The 19,026-nt window shown below is 73.6% G+C and carries 11 protein-coding genes, 1 tRNA gene and 1 pseudogene; 7 read left to right on the top strand and 6 right to left on the bottom strand.

Going from position 1 to position 19,026, the window contains the following annotated elements:
* Nucleotides 1-150 precede the first annotated feature (150 nt).
* Together OG310_RS05255 and OG310_RS05250 are read left to right on the top strand one after the other, a co-directional pair.
* Complete coding sequence (locus OG310_RS05255; RefSeq protein WP_329454692.1) at nucleotides 151-1,725, top strand: aldehyde dehydrogenase family protein; 1,575 nt, start codon at nucleotides 151-153, stop codon at nucleotides 1,723-1,725.
* Between the two features lie 156 nt (nucleotides 1,726-1,881).
* Nucleotides 1,882-1,966, top strand: a tRNA-Leu gene (locus tag OG310_RS05250).
* Between the two features lie 315 nt (nucleotides 1,967-2,281).
* Here OG310_RS05250 and OG310_RS05245 read toward each other — a convergent pair.
* From OG310_RS05245 to OG310_RS05225, 5 genes are all read right to left on the bottom strand, one after another.
* Nucleotides 2,282-3,127 carry a SigB/SigF/SigG family RNA polymerase sigma factor gene (locus OG310_RS05245; RefSeq protein WP_329454691.1) on the bottom strand — a complete coding sequence of 282 codons (846 nt, stop codon included), beginning with the start codon at nucleotides 3,125-3,127 and terminating at the stop codon, nucleotides 2,282-2,284.
* A 167-nt stretch (nucleotides 3,128-3,294) separates the two neighbouring features.
* The gene (locus OG310_RS05240) at nucleotides 3,295-4,404 is read right to left on the bottom strand and encodes a DUF4232 domain-containing protein (RefSeq protein WP_329454690.1); all 1,110 of its coding nucleotides are present in this window, start codon (nucleotides 4,402-4,404) and stop codon (nucleotides 3,295-3,297) included.
* A 230-nt stretch (nucleotides 4,405-4,634) separates the two neighbouring features.
* Complete coding sequence (locus OG310_RS05235; RefSeq protein WP_329454689.1) at nucleotides 4,635-5,030, bottom strand: SH3 domain-containing protein; 396 nt, start codon at nucleotides 5,028-5,030, stop codon at nucleotides 4,635-4,637.
* A 290-nt stretch (nucleotides 5,031-5,320) separates the two neighbouring features.
* On the bottom strand, nucleotides 5,321-9,370 hold the full coding sequence (locus OG310_RS05230) for a hypothetical protein (protein ID WP_329454688.1): 4,050 nt from the start codon (nucleotides 9,368-9,370) through the stop codon (nucleotides 5,321-5,323).
* Between the two features lie 113 nt (nucleotides 9,371-9,483).
* Nucleotides 9,484-10,815 carry an MFS transporter gene (locus OG310_RS05225; RefSeq protein ID WP_329454687.1) on the bottom strand — a complete coding sequence of 444 codons (1,332 nt, stop codon included), beginning with the start codon at nucleotides 10,813-10,815 and terminating at the stop codon, nucleotides 9,484-9,486.
* 185 nt (nucleotides 10,816-11,000) lie between these two features.
* Between OG310_RS05225 and OG310_RS05220 the strand changes: the two genes are divergently transcribed.
* The 3 genes from OG310_RS05220 to OG310_RS05210 all read left to right on the top strand — a co-directional run bounded on the left by OG310_RS05220 (nucleotide 11,001) and on the right by OG310_RS05210 (nucleotide 16,193).
* Nucleotides 11,001-12,008: a LacI family DNA-binding transcriptional regulator gene (locus tag OG310_RS05220; protein WP_443078557.1), complete on the top strand. Its 1,008-nt coding sequence runs from the start codon at nucleotides 11,001-11,003 to the stop codon at nucleotides 12,006-12,008.
* Between the two features lie 247 nt (nucleotides 12,009-12,255).
* The gene (locus tag OG310_RS05215) at nucleotides 12,256-13,659 is read left to right on the top strand and encodes a M1 family metallopeptidase (protein WP_329454686.1); all 1,404 of its coding nucleotides are present in this window, start codon (nucleotides 12,256-12,258) and stop codon (nucleotides 13,657-13,659) included.
* Between the two features lie 431 nt (nucleotides 13,660-14,090).
* On the top strand, nucleotides 14,091-16,193 hold the full coding sequence (locus tag OG310_RS05210) for an FUSC family protein (RefSeq protein ID WP_329454685.1): 2,103 nt from the start codon (nucleotides 14,091-14,093) through the stop codon (nucleotides 16,191-16,193).
* On the opposite strand, the gene OG310_RS05205 is transcribed toward OG310_RS05210, so the two are convergent.
* On the bottom strand, nucleotides 16,156-16,833 hold the full coding sequence (locus tag OG310_RS05205; RefSeq protein WP_329454684.1) for a TetR/AcrR family transcriptional regulator: 678 nt from the start codon (nucleotides 16,831-16,833) through the stop codon (nucleotides 16,156-16,158). The two genes, OG310_RS05210 and OG310_RS05205, sit on opposite strands and share 38 nt — an antisense overlap.
* A 121-nt stretch (nucleotides 16,834-16,954) precedes the next feature.
* On the opposite strand from OG310_RS05205, the gene OG310_RS05200 reads away from it, so the two are divergent.
* Nucleotides 16,955-18,394: an aldehyde dehydrogenase gene (locus OG310_RS05200; RefSeq protein ID WP_329454683.1), complete on the top strand. Its 1,440-nt coding sequence runs from the start codon at nucleotides 16,955-16,957 to the stop codon at nucleotides 18,392-18,394.
* 156 nt (nucleotides 18,395-18,550) lie between these two features.
* A pseudogene (locus OG310_RS05195) lies at nucleotides 18,551-18,894 on the top strand (arabinofuranosidase catalytic domain-containing protein); the annotation flags it as partial.
* Between the last annotated feature and the right edge of the window lie 132 nt (nucleotides 18,895-19,026).

The following is a 19,026-nucleotide window of genomic DNA, read 5'->3' as shown; positions in this document are numbered from 1 at the left end:
GGCGCACCCCCCGGGGCGCCGGTGCGGTCGCGGGGCGCCGGTGCGGTCGCGGGACGGCGACCGCACCGGCACCCTCCCCGCCGCGACGATCCGTGCGCGTCACGACGGCAGCCACGCACACCCCGCCCACCTCACGAGCGGAGACCCTCGATGGCACCGACTCTCACACCCCCGACCCTCACACCCCCGAGCACCCTCAGCCTCAAACCGGGCACCGGCTGGGACGACGCCTGGCGGCGCGCCCTCACCGCCGTGCCCGAGGCGTTCCAGGACGACCGCGTCCGCAACCTCTGGGCCGGGAACTGGCACGCCGACGGCCGCTCACTGCCGGCGACCAGCCCGCTCGACGGCACCCCGGTCGCGGGACCGCCGATGCTCGACCCGGCCACCGCGGCACGGGCCGTGCGCGCCGGCCTCGACCAGCACCGCGCCTGGCGGCACACCCCCCTCGCCGAGCGCAGGGCCCGCGTCACGGCCACGCTCGACGCGCTCGACGCGCACAGGGACCTGCTGGCCCTGCTGCTCGTCTGGGAGATCGGCAAGCCCTGGCGGCTCGCCCGCGCCGATGTCGACCGTGCGATCGACGGAGTGCGCTGGTACGTCTCCGGGATCGAGCGCATGGTCGAGGGCCGGGCGCCCCTGGAGGGCCCCGTCTCGAACATCGCCAGCTGGAACTACCCGATGTCCGTGCTCGTCCACGCGATGCTCGTCCAGGTCCTCGCCGGCAACGCGGTCATCGCCAAGACCCCGACCGACGGGTCAGTTGCGTGCCTGACCCTCGCGTGTGCGCTCGCCGCCCGGGAAGGTCTTCCCGTCACCCTGGTCAGCGGCAGCGGCCGGGAACTGTCCGCGGCACTCGTCGGCTCGCCGGAGATCGGCTGCGTCTCGTTCGTCGGCGGCCGCGACACCGGCGCCGGCATCGCGACGGCCGTGACCGGCCTCGGCAAGCGCCACGTCCTCGAACAGGAAGGCCTCAACACCTGGGGCGTCTGGGAGTTCGGGGACTGGTCCTCGCTCGCCACCGTGATCCCGAAGCTGTTCGACTACGGGAAGCAGCGCTGCACGGCCTACCCCCGGTTCGTGGTGCAGAGGTCGCTGTTCGCGGACTTCCTCGACGCCTACCTCCCCGCCGTCCGGTCGGTGCGCGTCGGCCACCCCCTGGCCGTCGGGCACCCCGACGACCCGCTGCCGGACCTCGACTTCGGCCCGCTGATCAACGCCGCGAAGGCGAGGGAACTGCGCGACCAGGTGGCTCAGGCGGTGGAGCGGGGCGCCGTTCCGCTGCACGAGGGCACCCTGCGGGACGCGTCGTTCCCGCCCGGCGGGTCCCGGGACGCCTACCTGGCGCCGCTCACCCTGCTCGGTCCGCCGGCGTCCTCGCCACTGCACCACGCGGAACCGTTCGGCCCGGTCGACACGATCGTGCTGGTCGACACCGAGGCGGAGCTGCTGGCCGCCATGAACGCCTCGAACGGGGCGCTCGTGGCGACCCTGTCCACCGACGACCCCGCGACCTACGCCCGGCTCGCGCCCCAGGTGAGGGCGTTCAAGGTGGGCCACGGCACGCCCCGCTCGCGCGGCGACAGGGACGAGCTGTTCGGCGGCTTCGGACACGCCTGGCGCGGCGCCTTCGTCGGCGGTGAGCTGCTCGTCCACGCGGTGACGACCGGCGCGGACGGTGAGCGCCCGCCGGGCAACTTCCCCGACTACCACCAGATGCCCTGATCCGGCACCCGAGCCGATCCCTGCCGAGCGGTCCCGACGATCACGGCCCGCTCGGCAGGCCCATCTCTGACCACCGCATATAGGGGTGAGCCGGGTCTCGAACCCCTGGTATTGTTGACCACGTCACCGCGACGGGAACGCCGCGGAAGATCACTCGTCCGGGTGGCGGAATGGCAGACGCGCTAGCTTGAGGTGCTAGTGCCCTTTATCGGGCGTGGGGGTTCAAGTCCCCCCTCGGACACTTCACGAAGACCCCTGATGATCAGGGGTCTTTCTGCGTTCCCGGACGGGCGGGGGCGGCCGGTGTCCGGATCTTTCCGCGTCCGGACGGCAAGCGCGTCCGGACGGGGCCCGGCGCCCCCTGTGTCCTCGGGGGCGACCCTGGGCGCGAGGCGTGAGGCGGCCCTGGGGGCGGCCCGCGCTCGCGCGCCGTGGCAAGTGGCCGGGAACCACCGCGAAGGGTGCGGTAACGAGCCGCCGATCGTGGCTCGTTACCGCACCCTTCACCGTGCACGGCCCCCGTCCGGGTCCCCGCCCGGGGGCGGTCCTGGCGTGCTCAGTTCTCGGTGAGCATGGCCGAACGCAGTGTCTTGAGCGTGCGGTTGAGCAGGCGCGAGACGTGCATCTGGGAGATGCCGAGCGCGTCGCCGATCTCCGACTGCGTCCACTCCCTGCCGAAGCGCATCTCCAGGATCGTCCGGTCCCGCTCGTCCAGCTCCGCGAGCAGCGGGGCCAGCGCGGTGAGGTCCTCGACCAGCTCCATGCCCGGGTCGCAGGTGCCGATGGAGTCGGCGAGTGTCGAGGACCTGCGGGCCGAGCCCTCCCCGCTCTCGTAGGGCATGTCCAGCGAGTCGGTGCTGTAGCCGTTCGCCGCGATCAGCCCGTCGATGATCTCGTCGTGGGTGCGGCCGAGGTGTACGGCCAGCTCGGCGACCGTGGGTTCACGGTCCAGGCGCGCGGAGAGCAGGTCCCGGGCCTTCGCCAGTTCGACCCGCATCTCCTGGAGCCGGCGCGGTACGTGCACCGCCCAGGTGCTGTCCCGGAAGAACCGCTTGATCTCGCCCACGATGTAGGGCACCGCGAACGTGGCGAACTCGTTCTCGCGGCTCAGGTCGAACCGGTCGATCGCCTTGATCAGGCCGATCATGCCCACCTGGATCATGTCCTCGAACTGATCGCGGCGGCCGAACCGGCGCGCGGCGAAGTGCACGAGTGACATGTTCATCTCGATGAGCGTGTTCCGGGCGTACGCGTACTCTCGCGTGCCTTCTTCGAGGACCTGCAGCCGGTCGAAGAACAGCTTGGAAAGAGCGCGCGCGTCGACCGGTGAGACGGCCTCCGGGTCCTCGATCCGGGGCAGTTCGACGACCTGCTCCGTGGTGCGGGCAGTGGTGGCGGACATGACCGGTTCCCTTCGCGGACGAGGTGGGGCAGAGCCGCTTCTGCCCTCGATTCCGCCCGACAATACTTGTCACAGGGAAATCTTTTCGATCGCCCCCTGCGGCCGCCTCCCGCAACCGGGTCGCGGCCCTCGGGAACGGGGGTCGCGAGGGACCGCCGGCTGCCGGATCAGGCGCCCGTCGGGATCGTCGCGGCCGCGTAGGGCAGGTGCGCGGGGAAGCCGCGGCTGAGCATCTGCCAGCCCACGGTGAGCCGCGGGCCGGGCAGCGGCGTCGCGGCGGGCAGGGACGCGCGGATCGCGAACCGTACCGTCCCGTGCGCGGGTACGGCCCGCACCGGCCGGTTGTTGAGCAGGTACGTCGTGTCCTCGTTGATCCCGGCCCGGCCCCGTGTCCCGGCACAGAGCACGTGCAGGTCGAACCCTGGTCTTCCCGCCAGGGACACCGGCCGGTCCGTCGGGTTGGACAGGGCGAGCGTCAGGCCGACGGGGCCGCCGGGCCGGACCGTGGCCGGTATGCCGGTCATCCTGGCGGTCAGAGAACTCAGGTCCGACACCACGGGTGGTCGCGGCGTCGCGTCGCCTGGCGTGATCGGTGACGACGTGAGGTAGGCCCGTACCTCGGGATGCAGATCGTCGTTCGAGCAGCCGGGCACGGTCGTGTCCGCCGGGCGTACGGTCACGGTGCCGGCGTCCGGCAGGTCCGCGACGAGCGTGTAGGGGCCCGGCACGGCGGGGCAGAACGGCGCGTCCCAGTCGATGCGGAAACTCGCCTTCCCGCCGGGCGGCAGTCCGACCGGGGCCGAGGCCCCGCTGAACGCGTCGTGCCCGATCGGTACGTCCTTCCCGCCCGCGCCCCGCAACGTCAGACGCGGGGCGCCCCGCAGGCGGCACGCCGCCTTCCCGGTGTTGGTCAGGACGGCGTATCCGTACAGCGAGGCGGCCATGGTGGGGTCGTGGACCTCCTCGTCCCCCGCGCCCTTGCTCGCCCAGTGGCGCACGGTGCCGGACAGGCGCGTGGCGCGGCAGGTCGGTCCCGTCACGGGAGGCGGCGCAGGTGACGGCGTCGTGAAGTCGGCGTCCACGGCCGGCTCCGCCACCCACGGCACGACACCGTCCACGCCGAGTTCGGCACCGGCGCTCACGCGCGGCCGCGGCGAGGCCGCCGAAGCCGTCGCGGTCGGTGCGTGCGGCGGACCCCCGTCGCCGGCCCGCTCGGTGCCGCATCCCGCGACCGCCAGCAACGCCGCGAGACACGCGGCCACCATCCCCCTGCGCACGGCTGTCCCCGTTCCCCCGTGTCCGAAGGCCTGGGCGGCATCCGGCTGAACGGCCTTCAGCCTACGGGCCGCCACTGACAGGTCCGCCACTGACAGGTCCGCCACTTACGGGCCCGCCACTGACAGGGCCCGTGTCCGCGCCGTGGCGTGGCGACCCGGACGCGGCTCTGCCGCCGGGCGCGCGAGGCGCCCGGCGGCAGAGGGGGATCAACGCGTGACGCGGTCCGGCGTCAGCGGCAGTACGAAACGGGCGAGAGGTTCTGGACGTAGCGGGCGGCGACGTAGCCCGGACGCCCGTTGCCCAGCTTGTACCAGAGGTCGTTGCCGTCGACGTTCTGACCATGCACCTTGCAGGACAGGTAGACGATCGAGCCGGGGGCGAGGCCGCCCAGGTAACGGGAGTTCGTGGTGGCCCGCTCGCGGATCGAGAGGGTGAGCCGCGACACGACCCTGCCGCGCGGCTCCGAGGCCGTGCCCTTCGCGGGCTGGGCCGCGACCGGCGCCGCGTCCCCGCTGGGAACGGGGGAGGCCGCGTTCGCGGGGGCGGCGGCCAGGGCGGCCGTGCCCGCGATCAGAATCCCGGCGAGGGTGGTGGCGACCCGGCGCCCCACACGCGATGCGTGCATGGAGTCCTTCTTTCGCTGGAGTTGCTGTGCACGTCCTTCATGGCACGCCGGGAGCCCGACTCGCCCGCAAGAAACAGCCTTGTCACCCTTATGGCTGTATAAAAGTATGCGTAAAGTCTGGTCGTGAACTGCTGGGTCTGAGGTCCGCGAACCCTTGCTGACCTGCAGATTTATGTCTCCCGGGAGGCGTCGGCGGACCGCGCCATGGTGCGGCGCGCGGAGGACAGGACCGTGAGGGCGGCGCCGACGGGGCCGGGGCCTCGTCGCGCGCCCGGCCCGGGCCCGCCGGCTCAGTCCCCGGCCGCGGCTTCGTACGTCAGCAGCCGTACCGGGCCGAACAGGCCCGTCCGCACCTGACCTGCCGCGATCGCGCGGGTGGGTGACGCGTCGTCGAGGTATCCGGCGAGCGTGCCGCGCACCACCACCTCGACGGTGTTGACCCCGCCGCGCAGCGCGCCCGTCACCTCCAGCACCCAGGGCCCCCACACCCGCTCGCCGCACGCCACGCCGTTGACCGTCACCTCCACCGTGCCGCGTACCGCGCCCAGATCGAGCACCGCCCTACCGCGCGGGGGGCCGTCCGGCAAGGCCAGCTCGCTCCGGTACCGAACGGCGCCGCCCAGCGCCCGCAGGCCCAGCTCCTCCCAGCTCACGAGCGGGGAGGCGGCCTCCGCGGTCTCCGCCGTCACGGGCCCGTCGAGGAGCGCGCCGCCCCGCCGCCCGTCGACCGCCGCGATCCGCAGCACCACCTGCGTGCCCGCCGCCGCGGGCGCGGGCAGTTCCACCCGGCCCCCGGCGTCCGGCACATACGTCCGGCCGCCGGTGACCACCCTCGTCCGCAGGGACGTCGCCACCCGCAGCGCCGTCGCGCCGAGCGGCGCGGTGAAGCGCAGCCACTCCTCCCGCACCGGCCCCGGCGACAGGTCCGGCACGACGGGTTCCACCACCCGGCCCTGCGCGGCGGCCGGTTCGAGCCAGTGCGCGCCCGGCAGCGGATGCGGCCGGGCCCAGGCGCACAAGGAGCGGGGGTCGCGGCCCAGGTGCGTGGGGCGCAGCACGACCGGGGCGCGGGCGCCGTCCGCCTCGGCCGTCCACGTCGCGTCGCTGCGCAGGCCGAGGCCGCCGCGCGCCACCGGCGCCGAGTCCAGGGCGGCGGCCGTCGGCCCGCCGTCCGGGTCGGTCAGCCGCAGGGTCAGGGTGTTCTCGCCGACCCGCAGGACCGCCCCGAGGTCGTAGGGGTGGACCCGCACCTCGCGGTGGCCCGGGTACGGGTTGAAGTCGCCCTGGCGGCCCACCTCCGCGCCGTTGACCAGGACGGTGCACGCCCCGTCGCTGCCGACCTGGACCGTGGGGTCCTCGGGCAGCCGGTCCAGTGCCAGCCGGCGCGTCAGGTCGTACGTCCGGCCCGGGGCGCCGCCCGCGCCGGCGGACATCCACTCGGGCCTGCGGTACGCCTCCGGGTCGCGGACGACGGCGAACGACGCCCGCACCGGCCCGTCCTCCCGTGCGACGAGGACCAGGTCGAGGGTCACGGTGCGCCCCGCGAGGCCCTGCGGCAGCGGGCTGAACGACTGGTAGCCGTCGCCCTCGACGGGCAGGTCCGCGCCGTCGGCCAGCACGCGCCGCTCGGCGTTGGCCCCCACCGCGAGCCACCGTGGACCGGGCGTCGCCGGCAGTGTCAGATGCGTCCGTACGGACACCTCGCCGCCCCGCACCACCTCGCGCACGTCGAGGAACTCCTCCGGCACGTAGCCCTTCGGGCCGAGCCGGTAGTCGTGCACCGGGTCGTCGCGGATGCCGCGCGAGAGCGACCACTCGGCCGGCTCGTAGCCGCCCTCGCCGCGCCGGACGAGGGCGAAGGGGCCGAACCCGGCGGTCACGGGCCGCCATGGACCCCCCTCGCCCTCCCGGTGCTCCATCCGCCACACCTCGACCGGCAGGATCCCGGGCCGGTTGGCCGCCGCCAGGTCGCCCCAGCGGTTGTCGAGGGTCGAGACCGCGAGTGCCCGCCAGGGCCCGGCCAGCTCCGTCGTACCGGTGGGCCGTCCCAGCGGCTCGCGGGTCGGCGCGGGCAGGTCGTCGCCGAACACCACCAGCGCCACCGCCCCGTCCGCGAACGGCACCTCCAGCCGCCAGCCCCGGCCTTCGGCCGGGGACACGCTGAGTTCGGTGCGCTCGCCCGTACCCGGGTCCCAGCGCTGCGCCCGGGGCGCGTGCGACGGGCCCTCGATCCGGACCGAGGCGGTGCGGCCGGCGGACGGCACGTACGTGTAGCCGTGTCCGTGCAGCTGCCGCCAGTACGCGGACCAGGAGAAGTTGTCCTGGGTCGTCCAGTCGTCCGTGCCGAGCGACACGATCGGCGCGCGGGTCCCGCTCACCTCGTCGTGCGCGGTCAGGGCGAGGATGTGGGTGCCGCCGTCGCGGCGCAGCAGGAAGGGGGCGTCGGCGACCACGCGCAGGGGTCCGGCCGTGACGGCCGCGGGGACCGCTTCCGCGTCCGCGACGAGCGTGATGAGTCCGGCGGCCAGCGCGTCGGCGAAGGCCGCGCCGCCGTCGGCCGCCTTCCCGCCGTCCCGGGTCAGGCCCGCGCCCAGGAACAGGTCGGGCGCGCGCCCGACACACACCACCCGGCCGCCGGCCCGCGCGAACCGCGCCAGGGTGGCGGCCGCAGCCGTGTGCAGCGCGCGGGGACCCGGCAGCACCACCGTGCGGTACGTCTCCGCGCCGGCGGACAGGGTCGCCCCGCAGGCGTCCGAGGCGACCGAGGCGTGGGCGATCGCGCTCTCGTCGAGGACGTCGTGATCGAGGCCCGCGCTCTCCAGCACCCCGCGCCGCTCGGCGAACCAGGTGCCCACACCGTTCAGCCGGTGGTAGAGCGCGGCCGACTCGCGCGCGGGCGCCAGGGGCCCGTCCGGTGTGAGGTAGGCCTGCGCGGTGGTGGTGGGGGAGAGCAGCACCGTGTCGCACACGTGGTGGCCCGCGGTGAGCACCGAGCACAGGCGCGCCACCGCGCCGGCGAAGACGTGGTAGTCGGGCCAGTACGGCTGGCGCCAGCACGTGGACGGCGGTGCCCACTCCCACCAGCCGCCGGGCGTGGCGTAGTACACGGCGTGCGGGTCGTAGAGGTTCGCGCCACGGCGCAGGAACGGCGCCAGCCAGTCGTATGTCTCCTCCAGCGTGCCGCCCCAGCCGGAGGAGTGGAACGCCTCGATCCAGGTGCGTGGTTCGCCGTTCGCGTGCGCCATGGAGCTGTGCACCTTGGCGTCGCCCCAGTGGTCGCTGCCGGGCGCCCCGTAGCCCCGGTGTGTGGCGTGGTAGTCCCCGTACACCTTCACCCCGCCCACGGGGTCGCCCTCGCGGGCCGGCGATGGCTGGTCGAAGCCGCAGATCAGACCGTGCCGTTCGAAGTAGGCCCGCTGTGGCGTGAAGAAGGCCTGCCGGCCGAGCCGGGCGCGGTGTTCCTGGTAGTCGCGGCGCACGCGCGCCGAGGCGTCGTCGTCGCCCTCCCACAGCGCGGCGAGGCGCGGCACCGGGTCGTAGCCGTACACGGCGGCGAAGGTCGCGGCGAAATCCCGGCCCCAGGTGGGCAGGGCGGGCAGTTCGTCCTGGAAGAAGCCGCCGATGGAGCGGCCGAACCACTTGCCGACGTGCCGCTCCAGCGTGCCGTGCACCTGGTCCAGGAGCGCGGCGCACGCCTCGGTACCGAAGTAGTCGAAGCCGCTGACGCCGGTGTGCACGAGCGTCAGGCGTGCCGCAGGGCCCTCCCAGTGTGCCGCGCCGGCCGCGTCGAGCGGCACCGGCACCGGCGGCGTCGCCCTGTCGCCGTCGAGCGGCGTGGTGTACGCGGCCAGCGCGGTGTGCCCGGCGGGCGGGCGCACCACCGCGGGCCCCCCGTCGGTGCTCGCGGTGGTGCGGTAGAGGCCGAGTCCGGCGAACTCGGGGTTCTGTGCGGTGATCAGGCCCTGGAAGTTGGCTCCCGAGAAGCCGATCTGGTCGTACATCCACAGGGTGAAACCGAGTTCCTCGGCGTCGGCGCAGGCGCCGTCGAGGAGCGTCAGCCACTCCGGGCTCAGGTACGGCGGATCGTCCGCCAGGGAGCCGAACATCGGTCCGGTCGGCGCCAGGCAGATCACCACGGCCTGGCGCACCCCCTGCGCGAGCAGCAGCTCCATCTGCCGGCGCAGCCGCTCCCCGGTGACGGGGGCCCCGCTCCACCACCACAGGGGCAGCGGCCCGTACTCGGGTGACGGGTCGGTGAAGCGGGACAGGAGGCGGGTCGCCGGGCCGGTCGCGGACGGTGCCCCGCCGGCGGTCGGTGACGCGGCCTGGTCGTCGGTCACGAGCGGGGCCTTTCTTTTCGTGCGGGTGGTGCTGGTGGTGCAGGTCGTCCGGGTGGTGCTGCCGTGCGGAGGGCGCCCGGCGTGCGGTGCCGTGGTGGTGGGTCCGCTCCGGCTCAGCCCGCCCGTTCCAGCTGGATGCTGTCGAGGGACTTGCCCACGGTGTTCGGCATGAAGAAGAAGCCGACGCACCCGCTGATCACGAGGAACGCGCACAGCAGGGCCGCGACCGAGGTGATCCCGGCGCTCGCCAGGTGCGGCACGTAGTAGCTCCACACACCGAGGCAGGCGCGCGCCACACCGAACGTGAAGCCCTGGGCCGTGCCGCGCAGCATCGTCGGGAACAGTTCCTGGCTGACGGTCTTGTAGAACGCGTCGCCGGCGAGTGACGCGCCGACCCCGAACAGGAACGTGTTCAGCAGGATGGTGGGCACGGTGAACGGGAAGACCAGGAACAGCGCGTACGCGATGATCTGCGCGATCGCGCCGGTCACCCACAGCCGCCTGCGGGTGTGGTGGTTGCGGTCGCTGAACGGCATGTAGATGAAGACGGTCGCCACGATGCCGACGCCGAATCCCGCGCACGACAGCGCGACCGAGACGGTCTGGTCGCCCGCGCCGAGGTTCTTGACCATGTACGGGGTGAACAGCCCGGCCGTCCCCGCCGCCAGTCCCTGGAAGATGTAGAAACTGCCCGTCCAGCTGAGCGCCTTGAAGTGGGCGCCGCGGAACAGTGCCCGCACCCGGGCCTTGCTCGCGGCTCCCCGCTCGGCCGCCGCCTTCCACATCGCGGACTCGGTCATGCCCCGCCGCATCGCCCAGGTGATGATCGCGACGACGACCAGATGCAGGAAGACGATCCGGATGCCCAGCAGGCCCAGGTGCGACAGGGCGAGCGCGAGCAGCAGCACGATCATGGGGCCGACGTTCCAGGCGACCTGTGTCAGCCCCAGCAGCTTGCCGCGTGCCTTGACCGGCGAGAACTCGCCGACCAGTGCGAGCGAGGTCGGCACGTCCGCGCCGACGGCGACACCCACGACGAACGTGCCGAGGAAGAGCATCCAGGAGTTCACCGACAGCGCGATGAGCAGCACCGCCGCCGCGTACACGAGCAGGTCGTACTGGTAGATCCGCTTGCGGCCCAGCTTGTCGCCGAGCCGGCCGCCGATGAAGGAACCGACGGCGGCGCCGATCGCGTTGGGCCCTATGGCGGCGAGCGCGCCGACGCCCGTCAGCCCCGTGGTGGCGAGGTGGAGGTGTTCCTGGAACAGGGCGAGGCCGGAGCCGATCGCCACGATCGATCCCGCGTCGAGGTAGGACGCCATACCGGCGAGCGCGGACCACCTCCACTGCTGACGGCTGACACCGTCGACCGGGATGCCGTCCTTGACCTGTACCTCTTCGGCGGAGTCTCCGGCCGTACGGCCGCCGGGTGCCGGCTGTCCCATGCTGCGGCTCCTCGTCGTAGAACGTTCTCCAACCAAGGGGAGGCCACCGTAGGGCCGAGCGCCCTTTCGACGTCAAGAGACGTGCGTAAGGTTGTGGAACGTTGCGTGAAATCAGGGCTGTACCCGATTACGGGCGGCCGGAAAGCGGAGGCGTGCCAATGCACCCGGTCGGCGGCGGGCGGCGTGTGACGATCACTGATGTGGCGCGGCACGCGGGCGTCTCCACGTCCGCGGTCTCCAAGGTGCTGCGGAACGCGTACGGAGTCAGCGACGCGATGCGCGAGCGGGTCCGCGGTGCGATGGACGAACTGGACTACCGGCCGCACGCCGCGGCCCGGGGCATGCGGGGCCGTACGTACACGATCGGGGTCCTTCTGGACAACCTGCGCAACGCGTTCTTCGCCGACATCCTCGACGGTGTCACCGAGCGGCTGCGCGGCACGGACTACCAGATGCTCCTCGGGGCGGCCGGCTTCGGCGCCGAGGACCAGACGAGGCTCGCGCGGGCGATGGTGGACCGCCAGATGGACGGGCTGATCCTGATCGGGCCCGGCTTCTCGCGCCATGAGGTGATGGCGGCCGCCGCCACCGTGCCCACCGTCGTCATCGGGCACCACGACACCGCCGACGTGTACGACTCGGTGGTGGACGCGGACGCGGAGGGCGCCGCGCTCGTCGTCGACCACCTGGTGGGGCTGGGGCACCGCCGGATAGCCCTGACGTCGGCCCACGGCAATGACGGCACGGGGTGGTCGGGCACTCCGGAGCGGGTGCAGCGGCGTGGCTACCAGGACGCGATGCGCCGGCACGGTCTGGCGCCGTACGCGCGCGTGGCGACGACGGCGTACTCCGAGGAGGGCGGCTACCGCGCGGGGATGGAGCTGCTGGCCGCCCGTCCCCGGCCGACCGCGGTGTTCGCGGGTGCCGACGTGGCGGCCATGGGGGTCTTCCGGGCCGCCCGCGAGCTGGGGCTGCGTATCCCGCAGGACGTGTCCCTGGCGGGATACAACAACACGGCGGTCGCGGCGATGGCGCCGGTGCGGCTGACCAGTGTGGACCAGGCGGGGGAGCTGATGGGCGCGACGGCGGCGCGGCTGCTGCTGGAGCGGATCGAGGGGCGCGACCGGGCGGTGCTGGTGTCCGTGTCGCCGAGCCTGGTGACTCGGAGGACGACGGGCCCGGCGCCTCGCTGAGACCCGGGTCCGCGGGGGAGCCGAGGCCGGGTGCCGGGTGCCGAGGCCGGGTGCCGGGTGCGGCCGAGGCGGGGCTGGACGGGGCGTGTTGTCGGTCGGCCGCTCCGACAAGTCGGGCTTAAGCGTCCCAACTGCCGAAGTCTTTAACGAAGTTCGAAGAAATTTTGCGATGCGCGGAGCGGCTGGGCGCCCGGCGGAGCAGAGTGTGCACGTTCGGTCACCGACACCGTGTACCCGAAAGGCTGTCATGGCTCTGTCACGTTCGGCTCGTCGTACGTCCCGCTGGCTCGCCCTGGCGACCGCCGTCGCCTCCGCGTTCGCCATCGCCGCGGCCCCCGGCGCCTCACCCGGCGCACCCGGCATCGGTGACCCGTACTTCCCGGCCCTCGGCAATGGTGGATTCGACGCGCTCCACTACGACCTGGGGGTGTCGTACAACCCGGACTCCGACGTCCTCGACGGCACGACCACGCTCACCGCCAGAGCCACCCAGAACCTCCGTTCCTTCGACCTGGACCTGCAGAAACTCACCGTGGACTCGGTGCGGGTCGACGGCCGCCCGGCCCGGTTCAGCCGATCCGCCGACGAGATCGCCATCACGCCCGCGAAGTCGCTCGCGAAGAACCGCACGTTCCGCGTCACCCTCGCGTACCACGGCATACCGCAGCCGCTCAGCGGGCCGATCGTGTTCGGTTCGCAGTACGGCTGGATGAAGACGGCCGACGGTGTCTTCGTGGCCTGCGAACCGAACGCGGCGTCCTCCTGGTTCCCCTCCAGCGACCACCCGAGCGACAAGGCCACGTACGACATCACCATCGACGCGCCCAAGGGACTCACCGGTGTGTCCAACGGCCGCCTCATCGACTCCCGTACGAAGAACGGCCGTTCGCACTTCCACTGGCGCGAGTCGAAGCCCATGGCGACGTATCTGGCGACCGCGACCATCGGTAAGTTCGACGTGCGGCAGGGCCGGACCCCCGCCGGCACGCCGATCTACGTGGCGACCGACCCGGTACTGCCCAAGGGCACGGTCGACGTCTACCAGGTGACCGCCGAGGCCACCGACTACTGGAGCACGCTCTTCGGCCCGTACCCCTTCGAGGAGACGGGCGCGATCGTGGACGACATGCCCCAGGCCGGCTTCTCGCTCGAAGTCCAGTCGAAGCCCGCCTACTCGGCGGTGCGCAGCGAGTCGACCATCGTCCACGAGCTGGCCCACCAGTGGTTCGGCGACGAGGTGTCGGTCGCCCAGTGGAAGAACGTCTGGCTGAACGAGGGCTTCGCCACCTACGCCCAGTGGCTGTGGGACGAGCACCGGGGGACGCACACCACCCGCGAGGACTTCGTCAGCGCCTACAACGCCCGCCCCGCGGCGAACGACTTCTGGCAGACGCGGGTCGACGACCCGCAGCGCGACACGATGTTCGCCGACGCGGTCTACACACGCGGCGCGATGACACTGGAGGCGCTGCGCGAACGCATCGGCGACACGGCGTTCTTCAAGCTGCTCCCGGCGTGGACGGCGGCCCACCGCTACGGCAACGGCACGACCCAGGAGTTCGAGGCGCTGGCCGAGAAGGTCTCGCACCAGGACCTGACCGGCCTCTTCCGCACCTGGCTGGAGACACCGGGCCGCCCGGCGCTGCCGTAACACCCGCGCCCCCGGCGGTCGGCGCCGGCGTCCCCGCCGGCAGGGGAGGCCGGCGCCGACGTGCGGGTTTCCGGCGCGAGCCCTCCCGTCGGCCGCGCCTCCTCCCGCGCGGTGAACGTGACGCCCGCGACGGCGGCAGGCGGCCCGCCACCGTCGACGGTCCGCGGCCGTCAGGAGAGATCCCACCGTCCCGGACCGGCCGGCACCCCGGTCGTCCTGTGCGACGGCGCGGTCCGCCGTCGCACAGGACGACCCGTCGTCCGGCCGTGACGCGGGCCCCGTCCGGGCACGACGCCCGTGTCCGGCGGCCCGGTGCGCGGGACGGCGCCGCTCAGGCGCCATGCTGTCCTACGCGGGGAGTCGTTCCCGCCTCCGGTGTCCCGGCCCCGCGGCGGCCGGTGCCGGCCAGTGCCTCAGGAGGACGGACAGTGGTGCGCACGGCCAGGACCGACGGGCGGTCCCGAACCCCCGAATGGCTCGTGGCGGCCCTGCGCCCGAACCCGGGACCCGTGCCCTGGCCCGCCGCGCTGCGCGCCTGCGTCGGCGTCGCGGGTCCGCTCGCTCTCGGGTTCGCGCTCGGGCGGCCCGCGTACGGGGCGCTCGCCGGGATCGGCGCGCAGTTCGCCGTCATCAACGACACGGCCGACTCCTACCGGATGCGGTTCCTCGGCATCGCCGTACCGCAGCTGGCGGGGGCGGCCGGCGTCGTCGTCGGCGCGTCCGTCTTCGGGCACGGCGGGCTCGCCGTCATCGTCGTCACCCTGGTCGGCCTCGTCTCCGGCCTGATCTCGTCGATCGGCCCGCTCGCGTCGGGCGCCGCCCTGCTCCTGCTCATCAACACGATCATCGAGGCGGGGCTGCCGGTACCGGGGCCGGTGTGGCTGGCGCCCGCGCTGTTCCTGGGCGGCGGCGCGTTCGTCCTGCTGCTGACCCTCCTCGCCTGGCCCGTACGCGGTGCCGCGCCCGAACGCGCCGCCGTCGCCGCCGCCTACCGGGCGCTCGCCGACCAGTTGGAGGCGGCGGGCGGCAGCGGATACGAGGCCCGGCGGCAGGCGACCACCCGCCGCATGGACCACGCCCACGACCTCGTTCTCGCCCGGCGCGCGGGGGAGCGGGGCCAGCGGTCCACTGCCTTCGCCCTGTTCGCCCGTCTCGACGCGCTGACCGCGCTGCTGGAGGCGGCGCCCGCCGTGCACCAGTCCGGCCGGCCACTGCCGGCCACGGTGCCCGCGGCGCTGCGGGCCCTCGCGGACACGATCGAGGGCCGCCCGCCCGCCGGCGGTGGCACGGTGGCTGCCGGGGTACTGCCCGAGGACGCCGGCCGGGCGGAGCGGGCCGTCGAGGCCGCCCTGCGCTACGCGGCCTCGGTGGTGCGCGGCGAGCACGCGACGCCGGGAGACCGGCTCGGCCGGCCCGCACCACTGCCGCTTCGCATGCGGCGTACGGCGCGCACCACCCTGCGCTCAGGCACCGCCTGGCGCTACGGACTGCGGCTCGCCCTGTGCGTGGGCATCGCGCAGACGCTCGTGTCGGTGGTGCCGGTGCCGCGTTCCTACTGGGTGGCGCTGACCGTCGCCTTCGTCCTCAAGCCGGACCTCGGATCGGTCTTCTCCCGTGCGGTGATGCGGGCGATCGGCACGGTCGTGGGACTCGGCGTGGCGGCGGCCGTGCTCGGCGCCGCCCCGTACGGCTGGTGGTCGGCCGCTCTGATGGCGGTGCTCGCGGCGCTGCTCCCCGTCATGGCCTCCCGGGGGTACGCGTACCAGACGACGGCCATCACCCCGCTGATCCTGCTGCTGTCCGACGTGCTGAACCATCTCGGTTTCGGACTGCTGCTGCCCCGCCTCGTCGACAGCTTCATCGGCTGTGCGATCGCGCTGGTCGTGGGCTACCTGCTGTGGCCGGAGAGCTGGCACGCGCGTGTCGGGGACCGGCTCGCGGCCGTCATCGAGGATGCCGCCGAGTACGTCGTGGTATGCCTCGTCGCGCGGCCCGAGGCCACGGGGACGGAGCCGGGGACGCGCCCGGCGGGTGGGGCACACCGCGTGGACGGGGCAGCGGGGCCGCCGCCCCGGGGGGCGACGGCGGTCGGGGCAGCGGCGGCGGACGATGACGCCTCGGCGCGCGCCCGCAGGCGGTTGTACCGCGAACTGTCGGCTGTACGGGCCGAGTTCCGTCGCGCCATGACCGAACCGCGGCCGACGTCGACGCTCGCGGCCGAGTGGTGGCCGCTGGCGATGGCCGTCGAGCGGGTGGTCGACGCGACCACGGCGGCCCAGCAGGACATCGGCAACGGCGCCCCGCCGCCCCCACCGCGGGAGGCACGGGCCGTGGAGGGCCAGCTCCGGGAGCTGGCGCGGGGCGTGCGCGCGCACGTGGCGCTGCCGCACGTGGCGGCCGACCACGGTCCCGCGGGCAGCGCCGTCCTCGACGTCCTGCGCGAGCAGGTACGGGCGGCGCGCGCCGTGGCCACCTCCGAGCGGACGGGCCGGCTGCTCAGTGCGCGGTGGAGCCGGGGGCGCTCAGCCCGGTGATCAGCGCCCGCACCAGCGAGTTCAGCTTGTCCGGCAGGTCGACCACGGCGTGCCCGAGGTCCGGCCGCTCCGTGTAGAGCTCCGCGAGTGTCGAGGGCGGGTGGGACGCCTGCCACAGCCCGCCGGCGAGCAGGGTCACCCCCGAGACGACATCGCGGGCGCCCGCCTCGCCGAGCCGCGGCTCGAAGTCCGCCACCGCCCGGGTGAGGTCCGCGATCGAGCCGAGCACCCGGAGCTTGAAGGAGAGGACCGCCTCCCGCGAGACGTGCCGCTCCAGGTTGAGCGTCGCGTGGGCGAGGAGGTCGCAGAAGAGGGGCTGGCCGAGGACCGTGGTCGCCAGGACGTCCGCGAGGGTCTCGGCCGAGCGCTCGCCGGCGGCGCCGAGCGCGGCCCGTACCCGGGTCGACCATGCCGTCCACCCTTCGGCCGTCAGCCGCAGGTAGATCTCTTCGCGCGTCTCGTAGTAGCGCAGGACCGCCGACTTGTTGATGCCCGCCTCGTTCGCGATGTCCGTGAGCGTGACCGCGCGGACGCCCTTGGCCAGTCCCAGCGTGCGTGCGGCATTGAGGATCGACGCGGCGCGCAGTTCCTTGTGCTCGGGCCTGCGGGCGCGCTGGAAGTCGGCGGGGGGCGTGGACATGGGCCGAGGTTAACACAACACCGTTTTCTTGTTAGCAGAACGCCGTTGTGTTAACTTCGCCGACAGGGCGCTCACCGGCGCCCCTGCCTGGCGACAGGCCCGACCGGGAGAGACCGGAAAGATGATTACCTTCGACAAGCTGTACATCGGCGGCCGGTGGACCGAGCCGACCGAGCCCGGGCTGCTGGAGACCCGCTCGCCCCACGACCGCTCGCTCGTCGGACGGGCCGCGCACGCCGCGCCCGCCGACATCGACAAGGCCGTCGCCGCCGCGCGGGAGGCGTTCGACCAGGGCCCCTGGCCCCGGACCGCGCCCGCGGAGCGCCGGAAGGTCATCACCCGCTTCAACGAGCTGTACGCGGCGCGCGCCGACGAATGGGCCGACCTCACCACGGCGGAGAACGGCTCGGCCCGGTGGTTCACCGGCTGGGCCGCCGCCGCCCTGCCCGAGCAGACGGGGTCCTTCCTGCGCGCCGCCGAGACCTTCCCGTGGGAGGAGACGCTGCCTCGCGCCGAGGGCGCCCGGGCCCGCACCGTGGTGCGCCGCGAGCCGGTCGGTGTCGTCGCCGCCGTCATCCCGTGGAACGCGCCGCACCAGTCCGCACTGGTCAAGCTGGTCCCGGCGCTCCTCGCGGGCTGCACCGTGGTGCTGAAGGCGTCTCCGGAGACCGCGCTCAGCACCCTGGTACTGGCGGACCTGTTCGCCGAGGCCGGGGTGCCCGAGGGCGTCCTGAGCATCGTCGTGGCCGGCCGCGAGACCAGCGAGTACCTGGTGTCCCACCCCGGCATCGACAAGATCGCCTTCACCGGTTCCACCGAGGCAGGCCGGAAGATCGCCTCCATCGCCGGCCGGCAGCTCAAGCGGGTGAGCCTGGAACTCGGCGGCAAGTCCGCCGCGATCGTCCTCGCGGACGCCGACCTCGACGCCATGGCCGAGGGCCTGAAGTTCCTCTCCTTCGGCAACAACGCCGAGTCGTGCGTCGCGCACACCCGGATCCTCGTCCACCGCGACCGCTACGAGGAGGCCGTCGCGAAGCTCAAGGACCTGGTGGAGTCGCTGACCGTCGGCGACCCCGCCGACCCCGCCACCTTCATCGGCCCGATGGTCCGCGCCGAACAGCAGCGGCGCGTCCGGTCGTACATCGACCTCGGCATCGAGGAGGGCGCGCGGCTCGTCACCGGCGGCCCGGACCTTCCCGAAGGGCTCGACGGCGGATACTACGTGCGCCCGACCCTGTTCGCCGACGTCGACAACGCGATGCGGATCGCCCAGGAGGAGATCTTCGGCCCGGTGATCGTCGTGATCCCGTTCGACGATGACGACGACGCCGTTCGCATAGCCAACGACTCGCCGTACGGCCTCGGCGGCGGAGTGTGGAGCGCCGATGAGGAGCGCGCCCTCGCGACGGCGCGGCGCGTACGGACCGGCACGTTCTCCGTCAACGGCGCTCCGCCGTCGTTCGACGGGCCGTTCGGCGGCTACAAGGGCAGCGGCGTGGGCCGCGAGTTCGGATCCGTCGGACTCGGCCAGTACGTGGAGTTCAAGACGATCTCGGTCTGACGTCTCCGGCGGTCCCGCCGCCCGGCCGATCCCGCCCGCCGTGAGCGCGTCCCCGGCCCGGTGCCGGCGCCGGCAGCACGGGCGCCGGCGGCCCGCGCGGGGCCGTGACGAGCGCCGAGCGGGCGTCGGATCCGGCGCTGGAGACCGCGGAGTCACGGCGCGGGCAAGGGGCCGTGGGTGATGGCGGACCTGGAGAACGGCCCGTTCTCCGGTGTCAACGCCGGCTGCAACGCCAACGAGCCCACCGTCAGCAACCGTTATCGAGGGGCGATCCGCGGCGGCAACGCCCAGTCCGGCGGCCTGTCGACCTACTACAGCGGCGCGCGTCCGAACGTCTGCGGCTGCAACCCGTGCACACGGAGGGCGCGATCATCCTGGGCATCGGGGGCGACGACAGCAAGAGCGCCCAGGGCACGTCCTACGAGCGTGTGACGAGGTCCGAATATCTCTCGGACGCCACCGAGAACGCCGTGCCGGGCAACATCAACGCTGTCGGCTACGGCAGGTAACCCGCGGCGGCCCGCCCCGCCTCGTCGGCGCGCCGGGCGGGCTGGTGCGCCCCGCGGAACGCACCGGCCCGGGAGGCCGTCGGCCCCAGCCCGGTGCCGGCGCCCGGGAAGGTGCGGGCCGGC

Origin of the sequence: Streptomyces sp. NBC_01497, assembly GCF_036250695.1 — a bacterium.
Lineage (GTDB): Bacteria > Actinomycetota > Actinomycetes > Streptomycetales > Streptomycetaceae > Streptomyces.
Note: the sequence above shows the minus strand (reverse complement) of the source record. Positions and strands in the feature narration are given on the sequence as shown.